General features: G+C 65.5%; 22 protein-coding genes. 8 read left to right on the top strand and 14 right to left on the bottom strand.

The genetic code is table 11. From position 1 onward, the window contains the following. Nucleotides 1-226 precede the first annotated feature (226 nt). The 3 genes from FHT08_RS00110 to tsaD all read right to left on the bottom strand — a co-directional run bounded on the left by FHT08_RS00110 (nucleotide 227) and on the right by tsaD (nucleotide 4,127). Nucleotides 227-2,398: a glycoside hydrolase family 3 N-terminal domain-containing protein gene (locus tag FHT08_RS00110; RefSeq protein WP_104536512.1), complete on the bottom strand. Its 2,172-nt coding sequence runs from the start codon at nucleotides 2,396-2,398 to the stop codon at nucleotides 227-229. A gap of 224 nt (nucleotides 2,399-2,622) precedes the next feature. Beyond that, nucleotides 2,623-2,979, bottom strand: a complete 357-nt coding sequence (gene folB / locus FHT08_RS00105) for a dihydroneopterin aldolase (RefSeq protein ID WP_104536513.1) — start codon at nucleotides 2,977-2,979, stop codon at nucleotides 2,623-2,625. An 86-nt stretch (nucleotides 2,980-3,065) separates the two neighbouring features. After that, a complete protein-coding gene (tsaD, locus tag FHT08_RS00100) occupies nucleotides 3,066-4,127 on the bottom strand; it encodes a tRNA (adenosine(37)-N6)-threonylcarbamoyltransferase complex transferase subunit TsaD (RefSeq protein WP_166773900.1) in 1,062 nt (353 codons plus the stop codon). 280 nt (nucleotides 4,128-4,407) lie between these two features. Here tsaD and rpsU point away from each other — a divergent pair, with 280 nt between their 5' ends. The 4 genes from rpsU to dnaG all read left to right on the top strand — a co-directional run bounded on the left by rpsU (nucleotide 4,408) and on the right by dnaG (nucleotide 8,384). Then, complete coding sequence (gene rpsU / locus FHT08_RS00095) at nucleotides 4,408-4,623, top strand: 30S ribosomal protein S21 (protein WP_002808376.1); 216 nt, start codon at nucleotides 4,408-4,410, stop codon at nucleotides 4,621-4,623. Between the two features lie 256 nt (nucleotides 4,624-4,879). After that, complete coding sequence (locus tag FHT08_RS00090) at nucleotides 4,880-5,326, top strand: GatB/YqeY domain-containing protein (RefSeq protein WP_104536515.1); 447 nt, start codon at nucleotides 4,880-4,882, stop codon at nucleotides 5,324-5,326. Nucleotides 5,327-5,574: 248 nt separating this feature from the next. Then, complete coding sequence (locus FHT08_RS00085; protein ID WP_166773899.1) at nucleotides 5,575-6,525, top strand: YihY/virulence factor BrkB family protein; 951 nt, start codon at nucleotides 5,575-5,577, stop codon at nucleotides 6,523-6,525. A gap of 110 nt (nucleotides 6,526-6,635) precedes the next feature. Beyond that, nucleotides 6,636-8,384: a DNA primase gene (dnaG, locus tag FHT08_RS00080; protein ID WP_166773898.1), complete on the top strand. Its 1,749-nt coding sequence runs from the start codon at nucleotides 6,636-6,638 to the stop codon at nucleotides 8,382-8,384. 269 nt (nucleotides 8,385-8,653) lie between these two features. Here the strand turns inward: dnaG and FHT08_RS00075 are convergent, their stop codons facing one another. Then, nucleotides 8,654-9,865, bottom strand: a complete 1,212-nt coding sequence (locus FHT08_RS00075; RefSeq protein WP_166773897.1) for a hypothetical protein — start codon at nucleotides 9,863-9,865, stop codon at nucleotides 8,654-8,656. 316 nt (nucleotides 9,866-10,181) lie between these two features. On the opposite strand from FHT08_RS00075, the gene FHT08_RS00070 reads away from it, so the two are divergent. Together FHT08_RS00070 and FHT08_RS00065 are read left to right on the top strand one after the other, a co-directional pair. Next, entirely contained in the window at nucleotides 10,182-11,192 is a 1,011-nt protein-coding gene (locus tag FHT08_RS00070) for a bile acid:sodium symporter family protein (RefSeq protein WP_104536519.1), read from the top strand. Nucleotides 11,193-11,452: 260 nt separating this feature from the next. Beyond that, complete coding sequence (locus FHT08_RS00065; RefSeq protein WP_166773896.1) at nucleotides 11,453-13,033, top strand: thioredoxin family protein; 1,581 nt, start codon at nucleotides 11,453-11,455, stop codon at nucleotides 13,031-13,033. 202 nt (nucleotides 13,034-13,235) lie between these two features. On the opposite strand, the gene cyoE is transcribed toward FHT08_RS00065, so the two are convergent. Genes cyoE through FHT08_RS00045 form a run of 4 tightly spaced genes read right to left on the bottom strand, consistent with a single transcriptional unit; the run spans nucleotide 13,236 to nucleotide 16,637 of the window. Continuing rightward, nucleotides 13,236-14,132, bottom strand: coding sequence for a heme o synthase (gene cyoE / locus FHT08_RS00060; RefSeq protein ID WP_104536521.1), 897 nt, complete (start codon nucleotides 14,130-14,132; stop codon nucleotides 13,236-13,238). A 2-nt stretch (nucleotides 14,133-14,134) separates the two neighbouring features. Beyond that, nucleotides 14,135-15,298: a COX15/CtaA family protein gene (locus FHT08_RS00055; RefSeq protein WP_166773895.1), complete on the bottom strand. Its 1,164-nt coding sequence runs from the start codon at nucleotides 15,296-15,298 to the stop codon at nucleotides 14,135-14,137. A gap of 10 nt (nucleotides 15,299-15,308) precedes the next feature. Next, a complete protein-coding gene (locus FHT08_RS00050) occupies nucleotides 15,309-15,884 on the bottom strand; it encodes a hypothetical protein (RefSeq protein ID WP_104536523.1) in 576 nt (191 codons plus the stop codon). Between the two features lie 27 nt (nucleotides 15,885-15,911). Next, on the bottom strand, nucleotides 15,912-16,637 hold the full coding sequence (locus FHT08_RS00045; RefSeq protein ID WP_104536524.1) for an SURF1 family protein: 726 nt from the start codon (nucleotides 16,635-16,637) through the stop codon (nucleotides 15,912-15,914). Between the two features lie 60 nt (nucleotides 16,638-16,697). Between FHT08_RS00045 and FHT08_RS00040 the strand changes: the two genes are divergently transcribed. Beyond that, nucleotides 16,698-16,916, top strand: a complete 219-nt coding sequence (locus tag FHT08_RS00040) for a twin transmembrane helix small protein (RefSeq protein WP_166773894.1) — start codon at nucleotides 16,698-16,700, stop codon at nucleotides 16,914-16,916. A gap of 96 nt (nucleotides 16,917-17,012) precedes the next feature. Here the strand turns inward: FHT08_RS00040 and FHT08_RS00035 are convergent, their stop codons facing one another. The 6 genes from FHT08_RS00035 to FHT08_RS00010 are packed head-to-tail and all read right to left on the bottom strand — an operon-like array spanning nucleotide 17,013 to nucleotide 21,759. Next, nucleotides 17,013-17,888, bottom strand: coding sequence for a cytochrome c oxidase subunit 3 (locus FHT08_RS00035; protein WP_016902806.1), 876 nt, complete (start codon nucleotides 17,886-17,888; stop codon nucleotides 17,013-17,015). Between the two features lie 39 nt (nucleotides 17,889-17,927). Beyond that, on the bottom strand, nucleotides 17,928-18,524 hold the full coding sequence (locus tag FHT08_RS00030) for a cytochrome c oxidase assembly protein (protein ID WP_104536527.1): 597 nt from the start codon (nucleotides 18,522-18,524) through the stop codon (nucleotides 17,928-17,930). Further along, on the bottom strand, nucleotides 18,521-18,691 hold the full coding sequence (locus tag FHT08_RS00025; RefSeq protein WP_024938846.1) for a hypothetical protein: 171 nt from the start codon (nucleotides 18,689-18,691) through the stop codon (nucleotides 18,521-18,523). The genes FHT08_RS00030 and FHT08_RS00025 overlap by 4 nt, the downstream gene beginning before the upstream one ends. Then, a complete protein-coding gene (ctaD, locus tag FHT08_RS00020; protein ID WP_104536528.1) occupies nucleotides 18,672-20,276 on the bottom strand; it encodes a cytochrome c oxidase subunit I in 1,605 nt (534 codons plus the stop codon). Before ctaD ends, FHT08_RS00025 begins: the two co-directional genes overlap by 20 nt. A gap of 39 nt (nucleotides 20,277-20,315) precedes the next feature. Beyond that, complete coding sequence (gene coxB, locus FHT08_RS00015; protein WP_166773893.1) at nucleotides 20,316-21,266, bottom strand: cytochrome c oxidase subunit II; 951 nt, start codon at nucleotides 21,264-21,266, stop codon at nucleotides 20,316-20,318. Nucleotides 21,267-21,282: 16 nt separating this feature from the next. After that, nucleotides 21,283-21,759 (bottom strand): DUF2244 domain-containing protein, encoded by a 477-nt coding sequence (locus FHT08_RS00010; RefSeq protein WP_104536530.1) that lies wholly within the window; start codon nucleotides 21,757-21,759, stop codon nucleotides 21,283-21,285. Between the two features lie 289 nt (nucleotides 21,760-22,048). Here FHT08_RS00010 and putA point away from each other — a divergent pair, with 289 nt between their 5' ends. Then, complete coding sequence (gene putA, locus FHT08_RS00005) at nucleotides 22,049-25,249, top strand: bifunctional proline dehydrogenase/L-glutamate gamma-semialdehyde dehydrogenase PutA (RefSeq protein WP_166773892.1); 3,201 nt, start codon at nucleotides 22,049-22,051, stop codon at nucleotides 25,247-25,249. Nucleotides 25,250-25,787: the final 538 nt, after the last annotated feature.

Genomic DNA, 25,787 nt, shown 5'->3' with positions numbered 1-25,787 from the left:
GCGTGCTGGCGGTGGCCACGATTTTCGCGGCGAAGCCGCGTTCGATCCGGCGCGGTGCCTGTCGCGACATATGGAGATGTCCGCAAACCCGTGGTTCACATCGATCAGGCACCCAGCTACATCACCTCCGACCCGATGACGGCGAGCCCCTGGGCCACGTCCGTCATTGTCACACCCCGTGCTAGTCGTCGCACTGCGCCGCCTATCGCGCGACGCCCGTACGTGTTCAGGCGTCAAGCAACTCGAACGTCACCGCCTCGCCGCTCTTGGCCGACGCGCACACCCAGACATCGAACACGCCCGGCTCGGCACCAAACACGTTCCTGTGGTTGGTAAAGGCCAGTGCGTCGCGCGTCAGGGTGAACACCACGTCCGCGCTTTCGCCAGGCTGCAACAGCACCTTGCGGAACCCCTTGAGTTCGCGCACCGGGCGCACCCGGCTGGCCACACGATCGTGCACATACAGCTGCACCACCTCTTCGCCGGCCACGCGGCCGGTATTGGTAACGCGCGTGGTGATGGTCAGCGTCTGGTCCCAGCCGAGCTGCGCACTGCTCAGCTGCGGCTGCGCATACGCAAAGGTGGTGTAACTCAAGCCATGACCGAACGGATACAACGGCTCGTTGGGCATCTCGCGCCAGCGTGCCTTGTACTCGGACAGCGTCGGCAGTTCCGGGCGGCCAGTGCGCAGATGGCTGTAGAAATACGGCTGTTGCCCGGTCACCTGCGGAAAGCTGATCGGCAGACGCGCGGAGGGGTTGTAGTCGCCGAACAACACATCGGCCACGCCGGTACCGGTCTGCGTGCCCAGGTACCAGGTGACTGCAATCGCATCGGCATCGCGCACCGCACCGCTCAGGGCCAGCGCGCGGCCATTGCGCAGCAACACCACCATCGGCGTGCCGGTGGCGGCGATGGCTTCGGCCAATGCCTGCTGCGCCGGCGGCAACACGATCTCGGTGCGTGACTGCGCCTCGCCACTGAAGCGCTGCGGCTCGCCCAGCGCCAGCACCACCACATCGGCGGCCTGCGCCGCATCGATGGCGGCGGAAATGCCGCCCGGCAGCGCCTCTTCCAGGCCGCAGCCCGGCACCACCGTCAGATGCTCGCCATCGACCACCGCACGCACGCCCTGCTCCAGGGTCACGTAGCGCTGCTTGTCGCCGAACAGCGTCCAGCACCCCTCGATGTTCTCGCGGTCCTGCACGAACGGCCCGATCAGCGCGATGTGCTGCCCGCTTTTCTTCAGCGGCAACACCTCGCCCTGGTTCTTCAGCAACACGATCGAACGCCGCGCCGCATCGCGCGACAACGCATCGTGCGCGGGCAGGTGCGCGGTGTCGGCTTCGCGTGCCGGATCCAGCGAACGGTACGGGTTGTCGAACAACCCGATCGCTTCCTTCAACTGCAGCATGCGCCGCACACTGGCATCCAGCGTGGCCATCGGCACCTCGCCGCTTTCCACCAGCGACGGCAGATGCGCCGCGTAAAAGCCGCTCTGCATGCTCAGATCCAGGCCGGCCAGGAACGCTTTCTTGGTCGCATCACGCTCATCGGCCGCATAGCCGTGCGCAATCAATTCCATGTCGGCGGTGTAGTCGGAAATCACCACGCCGGGGAACTGCCATTGCCCGCGCAGGATCTCGGTCAGCAACTCGTGGTTGGCACTGGCCGGCACGCCGTTGATGTCGTTGAACGAGGACATCACGGTCAGTGCGCCGGCATCGAAGGCGGCCTTGAACGGCGGCAGATGCACATCGCGCAGTGTCTGCGGCGCGATGTCCACGGTGTTGTATTCCATGCCCGCGGCCACGGCGCCGTAGGCGGCGAAGTGCTTGGGGGTGGCCAGCAGGCAATCGTCGGCCTTCAGATCGCTGCCCTGGAAGCCGCGCACGCGGGCGGCGGCAAACGCTGCGCCCAGCACCACGTCTTCGCCGGCGCCTTCCGCGCCACGGCCCCAGCGTTGGTCACGCGCAATGTCCACGGCCGGTGCGTAGGTCCAGTGCAGGCCGGCGGCGGTCGCCTCGATCGCGGTGGCGCGCGCGGTGCGCTCGGCCAGCTCCGGCTCGAAGCTGGCCGCTTCGCCCAGCGGAATCGGGAACACCGTGCGCATGCCGTGGATCACATCCGCCGCCAGGATCACCGGGATGCCCAGGCGGCTTTCTTCCACCGCCACCTTCTGGATCTGCACGCCCAGCGCGGCGCCGACGCCATTGAACAGCGAGCCGACCCGGCCCGCGCGCACCTGCTGCAGCACCTCGTCGGCGTTGAGCACATTGGCTTCGGGATTCACGTCCGGCGCGAACGGCCGCACCATGTCGGCGAACACACCCAACTGTCCGACCTTCTCTTCGACGGTCATCTGGGCAATCAGGGTTTCGATACGATCAGCAGCCATGAGATCCTTGAGAAAACGTTTACATGGCCGTCAATTCTAGCCTGACGCGACCGCGAGGGTGCAAGTGTCAGGATTTGGAATTGGGGATTGGGGATTTGTCGGGTCCGGTTGAACCGCGCTTTGGGCTGGGATCGGTCGCGTGGTCGTGGATCGCTGGTCCGGCGCCGCCTGGATCTTCCGGGTTCGGCTGTGGATAGGAACGCGCCCACTGGTGCCGGCGGCGGTCAGCGGGCTCGCTCACGCTCGATGATCACACCCACCGCCTGCGCGCCGCGCACCGCGCCGGGCTTGCTCAGCTTCAACCGCAGCCAGTACACGCCGAACTCGTCCAGCACGATCGCCGCGCAGCGCTCGGCCAGGGTCTCCACCAGCCCGAAGTCCGAGGCCTGCACGAATTCGATCAGCCGCTTGCTCACCGCCTTGTAGTTCAGGGTGTCGGCAATGTCGTCGCTGGCGGCCGGGATGCGGTTGTCGAAGCCCATCTCCAGATCGAACCGCAGCGTCTGGCGGATGCGCCGCTCCCAGTCGTAGATGCCGATCAACGCATCGATTTCCAGGCCTTCGATAAACACTTTGTCCATAGGTGGGGAATCGGGAGTCGGGATTAGGGAATGGTGGGAAGCACAAGCAACGACGGGGCAGCGCGGACGGAATCGAAGTAGCGCTTTTACCATTCCCGATTCCCTACTCCCGATTCCCCCGCCGCCAGCGGCGGCAGCGCAGCCATATCCCAGCGCGGCGTCACATGCACTGCCGCACCGGCGCGCTCGCCGGCTTCCAGCCGCAGCGCGCCGGCAAAGGCGATCATCGCGCCGTTATCGGTGCACAAGGCCGGCCGCGGGAAGCACACCCGGCCGCCGCGCCGCTGCGCCGCGTCCTGCAGACGTGCGCGCAAGCGCTTGTTGGCGCCCACGCCGCCGGCCACCACCAGGGTGTTGCAGTCGGCCGCGTCCAGCGCGCGCAGGCATTTGATCGCCAGCGTCTCCACCACCGCATCCTCGAACCCGCGCGCGATATCCGCCCGCGTGGTGTCGGACTGGTCGCTGCCGCGCCAGGCCAGCAGCACCTGGGTCTTGAGCCCGCTGAAACTGAAATCCAGCCCGGGACGGTCGGTCATCGGCCGCGCGAACCTGTAGCGCCCCGGGATGCCGGTTTTGGCCAGGGCCGCCAGCTGCGGCCCGCCCGGATACGGCAGGCCCATCATCTTGGCGGTCTTGTCGAAGGCCTCGCCGGCCGCATCGTCCAGCGTCTCGCCAAGCACCTCGTACTGGCCCAGGGCCTTCACCGACACCAACTGGGTGTGACCGCCCGAGACCAGCAGCGCCACGAACGGCGGCTGCGGCGGGTCGTCCTCCATCAGCGGCGCCAGCAGATGGCCCTCCATGTGATGCACGCCGATCGCCGGCACGTCCAGCGCCCAGGCCAGCGACCGCGCCACACCGGCACCGACAAGGAGTGCGCCAACCAGGCCCGGGCCGGCGGTATAGGCCACCCCATCGAGTTCGCCGATACCCAATCCGGCCTCGTCCAAAGTCTGGCGGATCAGCGGCAGCAACTTGCGCACATGGTCGCGACTGGCCAGCTCCGGCACCACGCCGCCGTATTCGGCATGCAGCGCAATCTGGCTATAGACCGCGTGGGCACGCAGCGCCGTCACGCCGGACAGCGCGGTGTCGTAGACCGCCACGCCGGTCTCATCGCACGATGATTCGATCCCAAGAACTTTCACGGCAACTCGGCAGGCGGGCACATGCGGCCTATTTTCGCAGCTTTTGCCCTGCGCAGATCGGCCAGAGGCGATCTGCTGCACCGCCGTGTGACCGCCACCGCGTCACCCGCAGCCGCAGGCTTTATCGGGCTCGCCCGCGCTGATGCTGCAGGGGGCTTGCAGGTCGTTGGCAAGTCGTTATAATGCGCGGCTCGCCGGGGCAACCCGGAAATTCCGTCACGCGAGTCCGCTCGCACCCGCCCGGGGCTCCCGGACGGAAATCCCATTATCTGGAGAACCCATGCCCAGCGTTAAAGTCCGCGAGAACGAGCCCTTCGAATTTGCGCTCCGCCGTTTCAAGCGCACCTGCGAAAAGGCCGGCGTGCTGGCCGAAACCCGCAAGCGCGAGTTCTATGAAAAGCCGACCCAGGAGCGCAAGCGCAAGGCTGCCGCTGCTGTGAAGCGTCAGTTGCGTCGTTCCTCGCGCGACGTCACCAAGCGCCAGCGCTTGTACTGATCGAACGCGGTTCCGCCGATGGGTATGCGCTGAAGGCGCGGCCCATCGGAGTGGAACCCAGGAGCCGGCACGCGCAAGCGTTGCCGGCTTTTTGTATTGGCCCGATGCCAGGCAACCGTTGCGCTCTGCGCAACCGCCGGGGCGACCGGCATCGCTGCCGTCATCCGCGCCTGTCCGGCCCGACTTCCTGCCGATGCACTGCGCCCGTCATGGCGCATCGGCACATCTGCAACACGCACTCCCAGGAGTTACACCCATGCCCCTCAAGCAGCAGCTCACCGATGACATGAAGGCCGCCATGAAGTCCGGCGACAAGCACAGCCTGGGCGTGATCCGGCTGATCAATGCCGCGATCAAGCAGAAGGAAGTGGACGAACGCGTCGAGATGGACGATGCCGCCGTGATCGCCGTGCTCGACAAGATGGTCAAGCAGCGCAAGGACTCGGTTACCCAGTTCGACGCCGCCGCACGCGACGACCTGGCACAGATCGAGCGCGAGGAGATCGTGGTGATCGAGCGCTACCTGCCGGCCAAGATGGGCGAAGCCGAGATCGTCGCCGCCATCCAGGCAGCCATCGCGCAGACCGGTGCCAGCGGCCCGGCCGACATCGGCAAGCTGATGGGCGCACTCAAGCCCAGACTGGCCGGTCAGGCCGACATGGGCCTGGTCTCGACGCTGGTCAAGCAGCATCTGGCAGGCTGAGTTCTTCGCCTGTGCAGTGCCCTGTGCCCGAGGGTCAGGGCACTGCAGCGAGCCGCCTGCATGCACCTGGCTGCAGCGCCGTTTCAATAGCAGCACGCGCGCGCCATCCAGCGCTCGCTTTCACCCGCTCTTTGAACACGCCCTGTTAGAACACCTTCGCCAGCACAGGTCCGGGTGAAGCATTCCGCATGCCGGCTTCGCCTCACGACGCCTGCGCGCACAACGGTATGCCCAAGGATTCCCCGCCGGTGACGAAGCTCTCAACCGAACACCTGCAGAAGCATCTGAGCCGCCTGCAGCGCAGCCTGCCGATGGCACTGCTCAATCGCTTTCTCGAGATCGACGTGATGACGCAGGCCGCGTCGCTGTCGTTCTACGCCTTGCTGTCGCTGGCACCGCTGCTGGTGTTGCTGCTGTGGCTCACCGCATCGCTGTATCCGCCTGCGCAGGAAGCGCTGGTACAGCAGATCGCGCAACTGGCCGGCGGTAGCGCGGCGGAAGTGGCCGACACGGTGATCCGCAACGCCACCGATCAACCCGGCGTGGGGTCGTTGGCTGGACTGTGGAGCACGTTGCTGCTGTTCATCGGCGCCACAGCGGTATTTGCGCAGTTGCAGAACGCCCTGAACCTGATCTTCCGCACCGACAAGCAGCGCCTGGAAGGCCTGATGGCGTGGCTGAAGAAGCGCGTGTTCTCGTTCGGCGTGATCCTGGCGCTGGGCTTTTTGTTGATCGTATCGATGATTGCCACCACCGCATTGCAGGTGGTGTTCGCACGGCTGCCATCGGTGCTGCCGGCGATCGGCTACATCACCACCCTGGCGCTGTATTCGCTCGCCTTCGCTTTTCTGTATCGGTATCTGCCCGATCGCACCGTCAACTGGCGGCAGGCCTTCGTCGGCGGCGTGATCACCGCGCTGTTGTTCGCACTGGGTCGCTACGGCATCGGCCTGTACATCGCCAGGGCCGCGCCTGGCAGCGCATACGGCTCGATGGGCACGTTGGTCATCCTGCTGGTATGGATGTACTACGCCTCGGTAGTGTTCTTCGTCGGCGCCCTGCTGACCGCGGTGATCGACGAGCGTGTGCGCTCGCATCGCAAGCTGCGCGAGGCCGGCGTGGACACGGACAACCTGCCGCCGGCCGCCGCCGAACCAGACGCCGCGCTGCAGCCGCCGGAAGCGCCCACGCGCAGTTGATCGCGCATGCCGAGCCTGATGCCGCGCATGCCCGCGTGGTAGCCACCGCTTCGCCGAGGGCCATCGCTGGCTGAAATCGGCGAGCGCCGCGGCTGGGATATCCTAGCGGGATGGCCCGCATCCCCGACGCATTCATCGACGAACTGCTTGCACGCACCGATATCGTCGAGGTGGTGGGCGGCCGCGTGCCGCTCAAGCGTCAGGGCAAGGAATACTCGGCGCGCTGCCCGTTCCATGACGAGCGCTCGGCTTCGTTCACGGTCTCGCCGACCAAGCAGTTCTACCACTGCTTCGGCTGCGGCGCGCACGGCACCGCGATCAGTTTCTTGATGAATTACGACCGCCTCGAATTTCTCGATGCGGTCGACGAGCTGGCCAAGCGTGCCGGCATGGAAATCCCGCGCGAGACCCAGCAACGCACCCCGCAGCAACAGGATGACAGCCGCGAGCTGTATTCGGCACTGGAGGCGGCGACCAGGTTCTTCCAGCGTCAGCTCGATAGCAGCGAACGGGCGCACGATTATCTGGACGGCCGCGGCGTGGATGCCGACAACCGCGCGCGCTTTCAGATCGGCTACGCACCCGATGGCTACAGCGCACTGAAGGACACGCTGGGCACCGATGCGCGCCGCATGAGCGTGCTCGAACGCGCCGGGCTGTTTTCCAAGAACGATCGCGGCCATGTCTACGACAAGTTCCGCGACCGGGTGATGTTCCCGATCTTCGACCGCCGCGGCCGCGTGATCGCCTTCGGCGGACGCATCCTGGGCGCGCCGGCCGATGGCCGCGATCCGGGGCCGAAGTACCTCAACTCGCCGGAAACCGCGCTGTTCCACAAGGGTCGCGAGTTGTACGGCCTGTGGCAGGTGCGCCAGGCCAATCAGAAGATCGAACGGCTCATCGTGGTGGAAGGCTATATGGACGTGGTCTCGCTGTTCCAGTTCGGCGTTACCCAGGCGGTGGCCACGCTGGGCACGGCGACCACGCCCGAACATGCCGAGCTGCTGTTCCGCAACGCACCGGATGTGTACTTCTGCTTCGACGGCGACAACGCCGGCCGCAAGGCCGGCTGGCGTGCGCTGGAATCGGTGCTACCGCGCATGAAGGACGGCCGCCAGGCGTTCTTCCTGTTCCTGCCCGACGGCGAGGACCCGGACACCATCGTGCGCAAGGAAGGCGCACCGACCTTCGACCAACGTCTGGCCCAGGCCACGCCGCTGTCGCAGTTCTTCTTCGACGAAATGTCGCGGCAGATCAATCTGCACACGCTCGATGGCAAGGCGCGGCTGGCCGAACGCGCAAAGCCGATGCTGGCGCAGATCCCCGAAGGCGCGTTCGGCGATCTGATGAAGCAGGAGCTGTCGCGCCTGACCGGCGTGGGCGCCAGTCACGCGGCGCAGGCGTCCGCATCGCAGGCACGGCCACCGGCACGCATGGGCGCGCCCACGCAAAAGCGCAGCCTGGTGCGCGCGTCGATTGCGATCCTGCTGCAACAGCCATCGCTGGCGATGAGCCTGGAGGGCGACCACGATTTTTCCGGCCTGCGCCTGCCCGGCATCGAGCTGTTGATGGAACTGCTGGCACTGGTGCGGCAACGCCCGGAAATCAGCACCGGCGCACTGCTGGAACATTTCGCCGAGCGCGAGGAACAGGCCGCCTTGCAGAAACTGGCCGCGCAGGCATTGCCCGGCGACGAACACAGCTGGGCGATGGAGCTGCATGACGTCGTCGCGCAACTGGACAAGCAATTGCTGCGTCAGCGCCTGGACGAACTGCAGGACAAGCAGCGCGCGCAGGGCCTGGACGACACCGACAAGTACGAATTGCGCGAGCTGTTCAAGGCGCTTGCCGCGTTGTAGGCGGGTTGGCGCAACGGGATCAGGTCATGCTGTCGTGTGCGGTGCCAGAGCGCACGCTGCACGACGCCATGGCCCAGCTGGACCGGCAGCTGCTGCAGCGGCGCCTGGAAGAGCTGCACAGATCAGGCAACGCGCACAATGACTCGGCGCGACCGACAAGGACAGGCTGCGCCTGCGTCCGGGCGCGCGCCGAACATCCAGCGCATGCTGTCAGGCCACCTGTTGCCGACGCACTTGGCCAGCCCTGGCCGCTGCATGCCGGCGCGCGCTCATAGCTGCTTGAACAAGGTCTTGGCCATCGAGCCAAGCGCCGCGCTGACCGCTTCGATCTTCTCGGCATCGGCCAGTGCGGCCTGGCCGGCATGCGCGGTCAGGCGCTCGATCAGGGCATCGCGCGCAGGCGCGCCATCGGCACTTTGCGTCTGCGGCGTGCCAGCCACGGGGATGAGCCAGTCGGCAATCAGCGCCTGATAGGCGGTGGTGTGCTGGTGGGCCATCTGCTCGAGAAATTGCACGATCGTGGTCGGGGTGCCGGTGAGCGTACCGCTCAGCGGCTGGTTGCCGATCTGCCGGTAGTTCACCGTGGACGCTACTGCATTGGCGATGGCCACATCGACCAGCACATCGATCTCCCTGATCGGCGCATTCCCGTACAGCGTCTTGATCTGGTTGAGCATCGGCACGGTCCAGGCATGCGGCACGCAATCGAGCGTGTTCCACAAGTCGGCATTCCAGATCTGGTACGGCGCCGCGCCCGGCGCTGGAGAGGGCAATGCCTGCGCATACAGCGCGGCGAACCCGCCGTTGCCCGGCGTGGCGCCGGCGGTGGGATAGCAATGCACGGCGCTGAAATTGTCCAGTTTGCCGTTGGTCTTCAACCAGGTCGCCAAGGTCGGCGACAGCGCACCGCCCAGGCTGTGCCCGGCAAAGATCACCGTCGCCTTGCTGCCATCCCGCGCTTGCAGGAAATCCAGCAACGTGGTGTTCGGCGCCACTGCGGTGGGGGGGCTGACCATGTTCAGCAGATGCCATACACCGGTGGCGGCCCCCATCGAGATGACCGCCGCACCTGGCTTGACGGGTTTCTTCGCCGCAACCGGCGCGGTGCCGAGCAGCGGCGTGTAGGTCGCAAAATCCACCACCGAGGACACATCGAAGTCTTCGGTGAACCAGTCGTAGAGCGACTCCGGGTTGGTGGCGCTCAGCGCGACCACATATGCCTCGCCGATGCCCGGCATGGCGTCGGTACGCGCCACGTACATGGCATTGCCCGACAGCGACGAATCGGCCGCCTGCCAGACCTGCGGCCCCCACACCAGTTGCCAGTCGCCGATCCTGTCCTGGGTGTCGGCCGATGCCAGCGTCTGCAGCAACGTGGCCTGGTAGTCCGCCTGCAACGCCGGCTGGCTGCCTCTGCGATCGCCCACCCAGTTGGCCAGGGCGGAAAGCGCGAAGGTCTGTTGATATTGGTCGTAGCGCATGGACTGGCTCCTTTCCTTAAGCCTTGCGTGGAAACACGATCGAACACGAGCGCGCGCGGCGTGTGCAACCGGAATCTAACAAAGGATATGCGTGCCCGAAGCGTCCACGCAGCGGATTTTCGACGTATCGCACGAATCGCTCACCGCTCCGAGTGGCGCTGCCCGCACCGCTGCAGGCAGACGCAACCGCACCCTCCTGCCGGAGCCGGTGCGAGCACGCATGCGTCCCCGGCCTGCGCTGCGCGGCCGACTCGCACGGTGCACGCTGCCCTCTACAATGGCACTCTGCAGACAGCCCTCCCCCTGAATACGCACGATGATCAAACACTGGCTGGCGCGGTTGCGCATCGATCCGTTCACCCTCGCGCTGCTGTGCACGGTCACGCTCGCCTCGTTCCTGCCGGTCTCCGGCACCGCCGCGGCGATCATGGACGATGTCACCGACGTGGCGATCGCCGCGCTGTTCTTCCTGCACGGCGCGCGCCTGTCGCGCGAGGCGGTCAAGGCCGGCGCGCTGCATTGGCGCCTGCATCTGGTGATCCTGGCCTGCACCTTCGTGCTGTTCCCGCTGCTCGGGCTGTTGTTCAAACCGCTCGCGCATCTTGCGCTGACACCGGAGCTGTATGTCGGCGTGCTGTTCCTGTGCGCGCTGCCGTCCACGGTGCAATCGTCGATCGCCTTCACCTCGATGGCGCGCGGCAACGTGCCGGCAGCCGTGTGTGCCGCCTCGCTTTCCAGCCTGCTGGGGGTGTTTTTCACGCCATTGCTGATGGGCGCCCTGGTCGGCAGCCAGGGCGCGATGGCGCACCCGGCCGAAGCGATCGGCAAGATCCTGCTGCAGTTGCTGGCGCCGTTCCTGGCTGGCCATTTCATGCGCCCGTGGATCGGCGGCTGGGTCGAACGGCATCGCGCCGTGCTGCGTTACACCGACCAGGGCACCATCCTGCTGGTGGTGTACACCGCCTTCAGCGCATCGGTGAATGAAGGCCTGTGGCAGAAGACGCCGTTGCCGGCCTTGCTTGCGGTGCTCGGTGCGGCCGCGCTGCTGCTGGCGGTGGCGATGCTCTCGATCACCTTCATCGCGCGGCGCCTGCGCTTCAACCGCGCCGACGAGATCGCGATCGTGTTCTGCGGCTCCAAGAAGAGCCTGGCCACCGGCGTGCCGATGGCCAAGGTGATGTTCGCCGGCGGCGGGCTGGGCGCGATCGTGTTGCCGATCATGCTGTATCACCAGCTGCAGCTGATCGTCTGCGCATTCGTGGCCGCGCGTTACGCGCGCACCGCACCCGGGGAGCCGCAGACCACTGCCGGTGATCATGGAAGGTAACGGCCATCGCACGGCAGTGGGCTGATCGACGACACCCAGCACAGCCCGCGGCTGCGTGACCTGCAAAAGCCTGCTTGCCGCCGGCGTGGCCTGCGTCGCCATCGCCAGGCCGCTACGCCCGGCGCGCCACTGGTTCGGGTTGCGTGCCGGTGCCGGTTGTAAGCAGATAGACAACGGTCATGACGCACTCCGACGCTGGCACAGCGCCTCTCGCTAGAGTGTTCGATCCACCTCGCTGCCGTCCCCCATCGGTGATTGCCATGACGCTGTCGTTCCGACGCCCTGCCCCGTCCCTGATCGCGCTGCTGGCGGTACTGGCCACGCTTGCTGCCTGCAACAAGCCCGCCACGCCGCCAGCACCGGCACAGACCAAGGCGGCCGCCACATCGGCACCCGCGTCCAGCATCGCCTGGCGCGAGGGCGATGTCGAAGATGCCTTCGCCGAGGCCAAGGAAAGCGGCAAGCCGATCCTGCTGTACTGGGGTGCGGCCTGGTGCCCGCCCTGCAATCGTCTGAAGGCCACCTTGTTCAAGGACCCGACCTTCATCGCCCGCACCCAGCAATTCGTGGCGGTGCACCTGGATGGCGATTCGGAGGGTGCGCAGGCCTGGGGCGAGCGCTTCGGCATCAAGGGCTATCCGACCATCATCGTGCTGCGCCCGGATCGCAGCGAGATCACCCGCCTGGCCGGCGATGCCGACAACGCACGCCTGGCCGATGTGCTGCGCGTGGCCGCGAGGAGCACCAGTACCGCCAGGCAACTGCTCGACACCGTATTGCAGACCCCGCAGCAGCTCAGCGCGGACGACTGGGCCGTGCTCGGCAACTACGCCTGGGGTACCGACGATCGGCTGGTCAAGCCGGAGCAGGCCGTCGATGTGCTCACGCGCCTATGCAAGTCGGCGCCACAGCCGGCCCTGCAACGCCGCTTCGCCCTGGCGGCGATTACCGCAGCCAAGGAACCGCCTGCCGCCAGCGCGGCGTCGCGCACGTTGCTGGAAGCGGTGCTGGCGGATCCGGCAGAGGTGCGCGCCAATCTCGGCACGCTGAGCTACATGCCCGCACGGCTGGTCGCCGCTGCCAGCAGCGATGCCGGCGAACGCACCGCCTTGTCCAACGCGCTGAATCTGGCATTGGACAAGGTCTACGCCGACACCGCACTGCCGATCGCCGACCGGCTCGGCACCGCGCACGCACGGATCCAGCTGGCACGCCTGACACAAGGCCAGCCCACCGAAACCCAGGCCAAAGGCCCGCAACCGCCGCTGCCCAAGACCGTGGTCGACACCGTGCAGCAACGCGTGCAATGGGCGACCGCCACCGCCAGGACCGATGAGGAGCGCCAATCCACCATCAGCACCGCCGCGACATTGCTCGGCGAGGTGGGCGACAGCAGCGGCGCCGAACAGCTGCTGCTGGCCGAGTTGACGCGCAGCAAGACGCCGTACTACTACATGCCCGAACTGGCCGATCTGGCCGAACAGCGCGGCGATAAGAAGACCGCGCTGTCCTGGCTCAAGAAGGCGTACGACAGCGCGCAAGGACCCGCCACCCGCGTGCAATGGGGCGTGATGTACGTGGATGGCCTGGTCCGGCTCAGCCCGGACGACACCGCCGGCATCGAGACAGCTGCCACGCAGGTGATCGGCGAGCTGGCCGGGCAACCCGATGGCTACCGCCAACGCACCCGGCAGCGCTTCGCCACGCTTGGCGCCACGTTGAAGACCTGGGGCAGGCAGCATCGCCAGGAAGGCGATGCGGTGCTGACGCGACTGCAGCAGAAGATGCAGAGCAGCTGCGGCAGCAAGAACACCAGCGAGTGCGCCAGCTGGTTGAGCTGAGCCGGCGTGAGGGCACAGCCAGCTACGCAGCGAATGGGAATGCGCTCACTGGCGATCGGCCGCCGGATGCCGGACGGCGCGCGCAATTGGTGTGTCCGACTGAAATGGGCCGGTTCCCGGCGCCAGCGGCGTCCGCCTGACGGCTACGTCAGTCGCGGGTCGATCGCCTTGGGGGCAGCAGCGGGCTTTTCTTCGCTGGCCGCTAGCGCACCCACGGCAACAGCAGGTGATCCACCATCAAAAATGCGAACAGCGCCATCAGATAGACGATGGAGTAACCGAACATCTTCATCGAGAACAGCTCGTCCGGCGGGTCGAGCATGCGCCAGGCGTACCAGAGGAACACCACGTTGAGCACCACCGCGCCGCCCAGGTAGAACAGCCCGCTCATGCCCACCGCCACCGGCAGCAGGGTCACGATCGCCAGCAGTACCGTGTATACCAGGATCTGCTTGCGCGTATGCGGCACGCCATGGGTGACCGGCAGCATCGGGATCGCCGCCTTGGCGTAATCGGCACGGCGGAAGATCGCCAGCGCCCAGAAATGCGGCGGCGTCCAGATGAAGATGATCAACACCAGCAGCGAGGCATTGATCCAGTCGGCGCTGGTCGGCAAGCCGGTCACTGCGGCCCAGCCCAGCATCGGCGGCGTAGCGCCGGCCAGACCGCCGATCACGATGTTCTGCGAGGTCGCACGCTTCAGGTACACGGTGTAGATCACCGCGTAACCGATCAGCGACGCAAACGTCAGCACCGCCGTGATCACATTCACCCAGACCACCAGGATGGTCATGGAGATCACGATCAGCACGCTGGCAAACAGCAGCACCTGCCACGGCCGCACCTTGCCCACCACCAGCGGGCGCCATGAAGTACGCGCCATCTGCGCGTCGATCTTGGCGTCCAGCAATTGGTTGATCGCTGCCGCCGCCGACGCCGCCAGCCAGATGCCCAGAAAGCCCAATGCACCGGTGCGCACCTGCACCCAGGTCGGCATATCGGGGATGGCCAGGAACATGCCCACCAGGGCAGTGAACACGATCAGTGCCACCACCTTGGGTTTGGTCAGATCCCAGTAATCGCGTGCGCTGACAGCCATGCTCACTCCGGCGCGCGCAGCCGCGCCAGCAGCGAGACCAGCACGAACACCAGTGCGACCGCGCCCCCGTTATGCAGCACCGACACTTCCAGCGGCAACGCCAACTTGACGTTGAGCATACCCAGCGTCACCTGCACCGCTACCAGCACCGCCAAGGCACCGGCCCACACGCGCATGCCCGGCGAACGCGACAGGCGCCAGGCCAGCCACCACAGATACAGCGCCGTCGCGATTGCCCACAACCGGTGCGCCATCTGGATGGCGATGCGCGCTGCGCCATCGAGCACACCGCCTTCGTAATCCACCCCGATCCCGCGCCAGAGCGTGAAACCCTCGCGGAAGTCATGCGGCGGCCACCACTGGCTGACGCAGTGCGGGAAATTGTCGGCCGACCAACTGCCGCCGCCACAGGCCAGCGCCGCGTAGTTGGCACTGACCCAGCCGCCGAGGGCGATCTGCAGGCCCAGCACCGCCACGCCCGCGCGCAACAGCCACTTGAGCCGCGATGCATCGGCCAGCGTGATCGGCAGGTGCGTCGCACGCCAGGCCATCCACACCAGCAGCGAGAACATCAGCATGCCACCGAGCAGATGGCCCATCACCACGATGGGTTTGAGCAACAGCGTCACCGTCCACATGCCCAGCAGCGCCTGGAAGATCACCACCGCCAGCGTCAGCACCGCCGCACGCGCCAGGTCGATATTGCTCCAGCGCAGCGCCGCCAGCAGCAGGATGGCCTCGCCCGCGATCGCCACGCCGAACGCCAGTGCGTGCCAGCCGGACATGTACAGCGGAATCGACAAGGCCACCAGCACCGCGGCAGAGACCACCTGGGCGATGCCCATGCGGCGGCGGCGCACCGCCAGCAACGACAGCACCAGCACCTCCACCCCGAGCGCGCCGGCCAGGAAGCGGTGCACCTGCTCGCGCCAGGCCTTGTGCGATTCCAGCGGACGGATCTTGCTGGCCACATGCGTATTGGCTTCGTCGCTGCTCTGCGGCCAGGTGACGCGGCCGTAGCAGGTCGGCCAGTCCGGGCAGCTCATGCCGGCATCGGACAGGCGCACGAACGACCCGAACAGGATCGTGCTCGCGGTGAACAACGCAGCCAGCCAGGCCATGCGATGGAAGTGGCGGAACAATGCCGGTGGCGCAAACAGGTTCATCAAAACGGGCTCACATCAGTTTCAGCAGCTTGACCAGATCGGCACGCAGGCCGGCCGGGTCGAACCCCGGGGCATACCGCAGGATCACGAAGCCATTCGGGTCGATTACATACACCGGCACACCGGCGGCATCGTTGGCACGCGGCAGGCCCTGCCGGAACCGCGCGTCGTCGCGCAGCACACGCAGGGCCGGCATCGGCGGCAGACCGGCTGGCGGGCTGCCGATCCACAACACCTCCACCTTGTCGGCGCGATGGCCGAGCAGCTGCCACACCTTGTCCAGTTCGGCCGCCAGCATCACGCACTGCTGCGTGCAATTGGCAGGCGGTGCGAGCGCAATCCGCCACATACGTTCGGCAGGCGTCCATGCATACGGCTGCCCGTCCGCGCGCACCGGCACCAACCCGCGCAGGTCGGCAGGCGGCTTGAGCAGTTCGCCGTGGTTGCGCATCGATGCCGGCTGCCATCCGGAGAAGCGCAGCGCACCGGCCAGCAACATCGAGCCGAAGAACAGCGCCGCCAGGGCAATCAGCATCCTGCGGCCGCGTTTGACCGAATGCGGCGTGGCCGATGTGGAGGGGGTCATGCCGTCGATTTTCTCATGCCGCAGGCGTCAGTGCCCGCGTCGCTGGCGGCGACGCGCACGCCAGCTCAGCAGCGTCGCGGTGACCAGCACGGCCACGGCCAGGCCGAACCATTGCACCGCATAACCCAAGTGCCGCGCGGGTGGCAGCGTGTTCGGCAGCATCTCCAGGTCGCGTGCATAACCGACCGGCAGGGCCGGATCCAGGCGCAAGACCTGCGACGAAATGTCGCGCCTGCCAAACGCGCTGCGCAGGGCGGCGGTCTCCAGACGCGTGGCCAGCCAGGTCTGCGGCGCATTGGCGGCCGACAACGCCGGCCCCATCGCAAGTCCGGCCGAGGGCGGCGCAGTCAGCACCCCCTGCAATGTCCGGGTGCCTTGCAGCGGCGTAATCGTCGGCAACTGCCGATTGGCCGGCAACGGCAGCCAGCCCAGATCGACCAGCAGCGTGGCCGGGCTGCCTTGCGGCGCGGCGAGTTGATAGATCCGCACGCCGGCGCGCCCGGCATGCAGCTGGTTGTCCAGCAGCACCTGCTGCGGCAGAAACCGCACCTCTCCGCTCACCCAGGCCAGCGCATGCGGCGTGGCCAGGGCCTGCACCAGGGTCAACGGCGTCTGCCGCACATGCGCCGCACGTTCCAGCAACGCCTGTTTGCCGTGCATACGCTGCAATTGCCACTGCCCCAGCGCCGCAAAGCCTGCGCTGACCAGTAGGGCAAGACACCATCCCAACACCGCCGTGTGCTTGCGCATCATGACAAGCGACGCAAAAAGGCGTGCAATGCCGCTACCACGCCGACGACCACCGGGGCTGTTGTGAACGATTCGCTCAAGACGTTGCTGATTGTCGCCTTCCTGATCGTGATCCTGTGGAACCTGGGCGCGGGCCTCTACTACCTGCTCACCGACCGTGGCCAGACCAAGCGCACCGTCAACGCACTGACCTGGCGCATCGGTCTATCGGTCGCACTGATCGCCGTCGTGATGCTCGGCATCTACACCGGCTGGATCAAACCGCATGGGCTCGGCCGCTGACGCGGCCGGGAATGGGGAATCGGGAGTAGGGAATCGTAAGAGCAAAAGCAGGCTCGCTCTGGCGATTCCCGATTCCCGATTCCCGAATCTCAGCCCTCAAAGTACATACACGAACAGGAACAACGCCAGCCACACCACGTCGACGAAGTGCCAGTACCAGGCCGCCGCTTCGAAGGCGAAGTGGTTGTCGCGGGTGAAGTGCCCGCGCGCCACCCGCAGCCACATCACCGCCAGCATGATCGTGCCCAGCAGCACGTGCATGCCGTGGAAACCGGTGAGCATGAAGAAGGTCGAGCCGTAGATGCCCGATCCCAGCGTCAGATTGAGCTCGGTATAGGCGTGGATGTATTCCTCGGCCTGCAGGAACAGGAACACGCAGCCCAGCAGCACGGTCAGGCCCAGCCACAGCAATAGCGCGCCGCGACGGCCGCCCTTGAGCGCGTGATGCGCGATGGTCAAGGTGACGCCGGAGCTGAGCAGGATCAGCGTATTGATCAGCGGCAGGCCCCAGGCCGGGATGGTCTGGAATTGCCCACCGATCGTGCCGGGACCGTTGGTCGGCCACGCAGCGGAATAGCCGTTCCACAGCAGCTCGTTGGTCATCACGCCATCGCCTTCGCCGCCCAGCCAGGGAAGGGTCAGCACACGCGTGTAGAACAACGCACCGAAGAAGGCGCAGAAGAACATCACCTCGGAAAAGATGAACCACACCATCCCCATGCGGAAGGAGCCGTCCACCTGGCGGTTGTAGTGCCCGGCGTTGGATTCGCGGATGACATCGCCAAACCACATGAACAAGGTCGCCAGCAACATCGCCATGCCGACAAAGAACGTCCAGCGCCCCCATGCCGCATCGTTGAGCCAGCTGGCCACGCCGATCATCATCACGAACATCGCAATCGACCCGACGAAGGGCCACTTGCTCTGGCTCGGGACGAAATACGCATCGGCGTTGGGACTATGGTCGGCCATGGCGTTGCTTCCGTGTCGGTGCTGCGTGTGGATGAAGGATCAAGGCGCCGCGCGCGGCGCGCTGGATGCGCCACCGCCCTGCAACTCCGAGGTCAGGGTGTCGTTGCGATAGAACGTATAGGACAGGGTGATCGTGGTGACTTCCGGCGGCAGTGCAGGGTCGACGATGAAACGCAGCGGCATGTCGCGCGTTTCGCCGGCCTGCAAGGTCTGCGCGGTAAAACAGAAGCATTCGGTCTTGTTGAAATACCCCGATGCCCGCGCTGGCGCCACCGAAGGCACCGCGCTGCCGACCACTGCCCGCGCGCTGTCGTTGCGTGCGAAGTATAGCGCCTCGTTGAGTTCGCCCGGCACCACATCCATCGTCATCTGCTCGGGATGGAAGGTCCACGGCAGTTTGGAATTGACCCCGGCATCGAACTCCACCCGCACCGTGCGTTTGCCAGCCCCTGCAATCGCAGCGGCATTGCCACGCGTATTGCCCGGTGCGCGCTCCATGCGGATGCCGAATACTTTTTCGCACGCGATGCGGTACAGCGGCACCAGCGAAAAGGTCAGCACGAACACGCCCAACACCACGCCCAGCAGCTTGAACAAGCCGGCCGTCGGTGCAGGTGCGGGCGCCCGCGCGTTCACCGCCCGATGACTCCCGACGCGATGAAACCGGCATAGATCAGCAGCGCGATGATGCCGACCGTGATCGCCGTGCGGCGCACCGCGCGACGCTGTTGCGCCTGCCGTTCGGCAGCGGAGAGCAGACGTGCCACAGCCGGCGGCGCGGACTCAGTGACCGATGTCTTCATGCGCAAGATCTCCAGGCTTGATCACCGGCGGCACGGTGAAGGTATGCGCCGGCGCCGGCGACGGCACCGTCCACTCCAGTCCCTTGGCGCCTTCCCAGGCACGTGCGTCGGCCCTGGCCCCGCTGCGCAGCGAGGCGAACAGGATGCCGGCCATCAGGAACGGCGTGGCAAACATGCCGAACGCGCCGATCGAGCTGATCAGGTTCCAGTCGGCAAACACCACGTTGTAATCGGGAATCCGCCGCGGCATGCCGGCCAGGCCGAGGAAATGCTGCGGGAAGAACAGCAGATTGACGAACACCATCGTCCACCAGAAATGGAACTTGGCCCAGGTCTCGTTGTACATCCGCCCGGTCCACTTCGGCCACCAGTAGTAAACCGCCGCAATCAGCGCGAACACCGCACCGGTGACCAGCACATAATGGAAATGCGCGACCACAAAATAGGTGTCGTGATACTGGAAATCCGCCGGCACGATCGCCAGCATCAGGCCCGAAAATCCACCGATGCTGAAGAGAATCACGAACGCCACCGCCCACAGCATCGGCGACTCGAACGTCAGCGAGCCCTTCCACATCGTGCTGACCCAGTTGAACACCTTCACCCCGGTCGGGATGGAGATCAGCATCGTGGCAAACATGAAGTAGATTTCGCCACCGAGCGGCATGCCCACGGTGAACATGTGGTGCGCCCACACGATGAAGCTCAGGAACGCGATCGCCGCAATCGCATAGACCATCGCCTGATAGCCGAACAGCGGCTTGCGGCTGAAGGTCGGGATGATCTCGCTGACCACGCCGAACGCCGGCAGGATCATGATGTAGACCTCCGGATGCCCGAAGAACCAGAAGATGTGCTGGTACATCACCGGGTCGCCGCCGCCGGCCGCATTGAAAAAGCTGGTGCCGAAGAACTTGTCGGTCAACAGCATGGTCACCGCGCCGGCCAGCACCGGCATGACCGCGATCAGCAGGAACGCGGTAATCAGCCACGCCCAGCAGAAGATCGGCATCTTCAGCAAATCGATGCCCGGCGCACGCATGTTGAGCACGGTGGCGATGATGTTTATCGCACCCATGATCGAACTGACGCCGGCAACATGGATCGCAAATACGCTGAAGGCCACGTTGTAGCCGCCCTGCAGCGACAGCGGCGGATACAGCGTCCAGCCGCCGGCCGGCGCACCGCCGGGCAGGAACAGCGTCAGCAGCAGCAAGGTAAATGCCACCGGCAGCAACCAGAACGACCAGTTGTTCATGCGCGGCAACGCCATGTCCGGCGCGCCGATCTGCAGCGGAATCATCCAGTTGGCCAGCCCGACGAAGGCCGGCATCACTCCGCCGAAGATCATCACCAGGGCATGCACGGTGGTCATCTGGTTGAAGAACTCGGGTTTGACGAACTGCAGCCCGGGCTGCATCAGTTCGGCGCGGATCACCACGCTCATCGCCGCGCCGATGATGAACATCACGAAGGAAAACAGCAGGTACAGCGTGCCGATGTCCTTGTGATTGGTCGAGAAAAACCAGCGCTCGACGAAACCGGGCTGGTGGTGTCCGTGGTGATCGACTGCGGTATGCGCCATGACGGAACGACCTCTACGAAGCGGTGCGGTTGCGGGCGATTAAAGAGCGGCGGTCGGTGCGGCGGCCGGAGCAGGCGCTGCGGCTGGAGCGGCCTCGCCGGCAGGCGGTGCTGCAGGTGTGGACGCCGGCACCGGGGTGCCGGGCGGTGCGGCAGGCCCTGCGCTGGCACTGCGACGGGCCGCCAGCCAGCGCTGGAATTCGGCCTTGGGCAGCGCTTCCACCACGATCGGCATGAAGCCATGATCCTTGCCGCACAACTCGGCGCACTGCCCGCGATAGACGCCCGGCTGCTCGATATTGGTCCATGCCTCGTTGACGATGCCGGGGATCGCGTCCTGCTTCCAGCCAAGGGCCGGCACCCACCACGCATGAATCACGTCGTCGGCGGTGATCACGAAACGGATCTTGGTGTTGACCGGCAGCACCAGGCGGTTGTCCACATCCAGCAGATAATGCGGTTGCGATGCAGCGGTCGGACGCTCGCCACTCTGGCGGATGCGGTCCGATTCACGCGCCAGCCGGCTGGTGAACTCCACGCCCTGGCCCAGATACTCGTATTTCCACATCCACTGGTAGCCGGTGACCTTGACGGTCATTTCCGACTCGCGGGTGTCGTACATCGCAATCAGCTTGGCCGTCGCCGGCCAGGCCATCGCGATCAGCACCAGCACCGGGATCACCGTCCACAGCACTTCGGCCGTGGTGTTGTGGCTGAATTGCGCGGCCACCGCGCCCTTGGACTTGCGGAACTTGAAGATCGCATAGCCCATCGCACCGAACACCAGCGCGCCGATCACCACGCAGACCCACAGCGCCACCATGTGCGCCTCGTAGGCCATGCGCGCGGTCTGGGTGACCCCGCGGCCCATGTTGAGCTGCCATTCCTTTGGGTCGGCCGATTGCGCCCAGGCACATGAAGCGCTGGTCAGCGCCAGAATTGCCAAAGCCAACTTCGAATACGTCGCCTTCCAGCTGCTGCGTTGCGTCATTGCCTAGACCCTTACGTCATCGGTGACGGCCATTGGCGGCCGCGAGCAAGCGTTTCAACGTCGTTGCCAGTTCCACACGTTCGGCCGGCCCGAGAAAACTTCCGATCTCGATCTGCTTGCCGCTGCTGACCAGCACCACCCTGTCGTCGCGTTCCATGCATAACCGCACCCAATGCGGATGTGCCTGAAACGCTGGTGGCGCCTGTCCGGACGGAAACACCTCGACAACGGTCTCGCCTATCCGGATCGCTTCTTCGCGCTCGCCGCTTCGCCACAACTGCCGTAGCGCCAGCGCCACCACACCACTGTGCAACAGGGCGAACACCGGCGCGAATGCATTGCCGGTCCACCACCCCAGGCCCGCACATACCCACATCGTTCCGGCCAATACTGCGAACAGCTGCACGAATTGCCTGGCCGACAATGCCCGCGGAGGCCGCAACTGCAACTGCGTCCCGACCCCTTCGGACATCAACGGCAGAACTTCGATCATTGGCAGCACGCAGCGCACTGCGGGAATGGCCCGATGGTAGACCCGCACGAACGCATGCGGCAAGCGTTTCCGGCAATCGATCAATTGCTGCAGTGCAGCTAAAAACACGCATAAATCAACCACTTCCCGATGCATGTGCCGATACCCGCGGCTGCGGCCGGCAACGATCGGGTCCGTTCGGGCCTGCGCCGGCCACGTGCACAAAACGGCAGAAAAGTTGCCGCTTCCACACAAGTGCGCAGGGGCTGCGGCTCTCTAGAATGAGCACGGATTCTCAGGCACCCTTCGCATGAACGCTCAGCTCGACCCGCTTGCCTCTCCCTCAGTTGCGCGCCCGCTGCTGGCGCCCGAGCTGCCTGCCGCACCCGGCGCATTGCGTGCGGCGATCACTGCCGCCTGGCTCAAGGACGAAACCGAACACGTCCGCGAATTGCTCGACCAGGCGCGTCTGCCCGCCGCCGAACAGGCCAGGGTGCAGGCGGTGGCCGCCGATCTGGTCGCCCGCGTCCGCGCACGTGCGCAGGACCAGGGCGCGATCGAGGCCTTCATGCGGCAGTACGACCTGGGCAGCGAAGAAGGCGTACTGCTGATGTGCGTGGCCGAAGCGCTGTTGCGCATTCCCGACCAGGACACCGCGGACAAGCTGATCCGCGACAAGCTCGGCGATGCGGACTGGAAAAAACACGTCGGCGGCAGCGACTCGGTGCTGGTCAACGCATCGACCTGGGGTCTGATGCTCACCGGCAAGCTGGTACAACTCAATGACCTCACCCGCGCCGACGTGCCGGGCGCGTTCAAGCGCCTGATCGGCCGCGTCGGCGAGCCGGTGATTCGCCTGGCCGTGCGCCAGGCGATGAAGATCATGGGCCACCAGTTCGTCATGGGGCGTACCATCGGTGAAGCCCTGTCGCGCTCGCGTAAGGGCGACAACGCCGATTACCGCTATTCGTTCGACATGCTCGGCGAAGGCGCATTGACCATGAAAGATGCGCAGCGCTATCTGCAGGCGTACCGCGATGCCATCCATGCGATCGGCCGCAGCGGCAGTTTCGTCGGCACCGATGTATTTGCCGCGCCCAGCATCTCGATCAAATTGTCCGCACTGTATCCGCGCTACGAACATGCCAAGCGCGCACGCGTGATGGCCGAGCTGGTGCCGGGTGTACTGGAGCTGGCGCAACTGGCCAAGTCCTACGGTATCGGCTACACCGTCGACGCCGAAGAAGCCGACCGTCTGGAACTGTCGCTGGACATCATCGAGGCCACGTTCTCCGACCCATCGCTGGATGGATGGGAAGGCTATGGTTTGGCGGTGCAGGCATATCAGAAGCGCACGCCGTACACGATCGATTTTCTCGCCGATCTGGCACGCCGCGTCGGTCGTCGCATTCCGGTGCGCCTGGTCAAGGGCGCGTACTGGGACGCGGAGATCAAGCGCGCACAGATCGAAGGCCACCCCGGCTACCCGGTCTTTACCCGCAAGCAGAATACCGACGTGTCGTATCTGGCTTGCGCGCGTCGCATGTTCGCGCACAGCGATGCGCTGTATCCAATGTTCGCCACGCACAACGCGCAGACCATCGCGGCGGTAAGCGCGATCGCGACGACCAAGCATTACGAACACCAGAAGCTGCACGGCATGGGCGATGACCTGTATGCCGAAGTGATCCCGGCCGATCGCCTGGGACTGCCCTGCCGCGTGTACGCACCGGTCGGCTCACACGAAGATCTGCTGCCGTACCTGGTGCGTCGCCTGCTCGAGAACGGCGCCAATTCCAGCTTCGTCAATCGCATCACCGACGAGGACGTCGCCATCGAAGACCTGATCCGCGATCCGGTCGAAGCGGTGTCCTCGTTCGGCTCCATTCCGCACCCCAAGATTCCGCTGCCGACCGATCTGTTGCGCAGCCAGAACCAACACAGGAAAAACTCCATGGGCGCCAATCTCGCCAACGACAACGATCTGCGGCAGCTGGCCGAGCAACTCAATGCCGCCATCAAGCCATGGAAGGCCGGCCCGCTGGTGCCCGGCGCGGTGATCAGCACGCCCAGCGAGGCGGTGCTCAATCCGGCGGACCGACGCGAAACGGTCGGGCAGTGGCAGCCGGCCGGTCCGGCCATCGTGCAGACGTCTCTGGCCACCGCTGCTGCCGCGCAGCCGGCCTGGAACCGCACGCCTGCCGCCAGCCGCGCCACCATCCTGGAGCATGCCGCCGACCTGCTCGAGACACGCATGCCCGAGTTCATGGCGATCTGCGTCAAGGAGGCCGGCAAGACCCTGCCCGACGCCGTGGCCGAGGTGCGCGAGGCGGTCGACTTCTTGCGTTACTACGCCGGCCAGGCGCGCGCCCAGTTCGGCGCGCCCGAGCGTCTGCCAGGGCCAACCGGCGAATCCAACGAGTTGCAGCTGCATGGCCGCGGCGTATTCGTCTGCATCAGCCCCTGGAACTTCCCGCTCGCCATCTTCCTCGGCCAGGTCGCCGCCGCATTGGCCGCCGGCAACAGCGTCATCGCCAAGCCTGCAGAGCAGACCAACCTGATTGGCTACGCAGCAGTGAAGCTACTGCACGAAGCGGGCATCCCCGAGGCGGTCGTGCAGTTCCTGCCGGGCGACGGCGCCACCGTCGGCGCTGCGCTGACCAATGACCCGCGTGTGGCGGGCGTCGCCTTCACCGGCTCCACGGAGACCGCACGCGTCATCAACCGGACCCTGGCCGCGCGCGACGCCGCGATCGGCGTGCTGATCGCCGAAACCGGTGGCCAGAACGCCTTCATCGCCGACTCGTCCTCGTTGCCGGAAGCTGTCGTCAAGGATGCGATCTCCAGCGCTTTCATGTCTGCCGGCCAACGCTGCTCGGCAGCCCGCGTGCTGTTCGTGCAGGACGATATCGCCGACAAGGTCATGACCATGCTGGCCGGCGCCATGGGAGAGCTGAAGGTCGGCGATCCTGCCCTATTGTCCACCGACGTTGGCCCCGTGATCGATGCAGATGCGCTCAAGATCCTCGACGATCATGCGACGCGCATGGATCGCGAAGCGCGCCTGATCGGCACCACCACCCCAGATCCAGCCACTGCCAACGGCAACTTTTTCGCCCCACGTGCATACGAGCTAGCCTCGCTCGCGCAGCTGCAGCGTGAGATTTTCGGCCCCGTCCTGCATGTCATTCGCTGGAAAGCCGACCAACTCGACGCCGTCATCGATCAGATCAACGCCACCGGTTACGGACTGACCCTGGGCGTGCACTCGCGCATCGACGAGACCATCGATCGCATCACCGCCCGCGTTGCGGTGGGTAACGTCTACGTCAACCGCAATCAGATCGGTGCGGTCGTCGGCGTACAACCTTTCGGTGGCCAGGGCCTGTCAGGCACCGGCCCGAAAGCCGGCGGCCCGCATTACCTGCTGCGCTTCGCTACCGAGAAGGTCGTTACCGTCAACACAACAGCCGCAGGCGGCAATGCCTCGCTTCTGACACTGGGCGACTGAGATCCAGCCCAAACCATTTCAGGCCATCTCTTGGCTTGCTGAGGAAAACAAGAACCCCGCATCGCGGGGTTTTTTGTTGTGCCCAGATATCCGCATAAGGTGCTGTGCCCGTACATCTGCATTGCGCAGAAGTAAGCGGTAGGTCATTGCTACACAACAGCATCGCTGCCAGCACCCACCTCTCGGCATCGACGCGAAAGTCAGGGGACAGAGGTGAGAAAGAAGCTCAACCTTGGACCGTAACCGACGCGTCAGGTGCTGCGTTACGTGTCGATGAGCCCCAGATCACACCGTGGCAAGGTGCCAAGGATGCGCCTGGAGCGTCCGAGTGCCCGATTGCCCTGGCGCTACTTGGCTTCGGCTCTGCCTTTGGCTTGGCTTTAGCCCTGGCTTTAGCTCTGGTTCTGGTTCTGGTTCTGGTTCTGGCTTTAGCCAGTTGGCTTAAATGTCGCGCAAAAAAGAAACCCCCAGTCCTGTTGGACTGAGGGTTTCGGGTAAAGCCCCTGGCGATGACCTACTCTCGCATGGCTTGAGCCAC

Origin of the sequence: Xanthomonas sp. CFBP 8151 (genome assembly GCF_011761885.1) — a bacterium.
Lineage (GTDB): Bacteria > Pseudomonadota > Gammaproteobacteria > Xanthomonadales > Xanthomonadaceae > Xanthomonas > Xanthomonas arboricola_B.
This window is presented reverse-complemented; position numbering and strand designations above follow the sequence as displayed.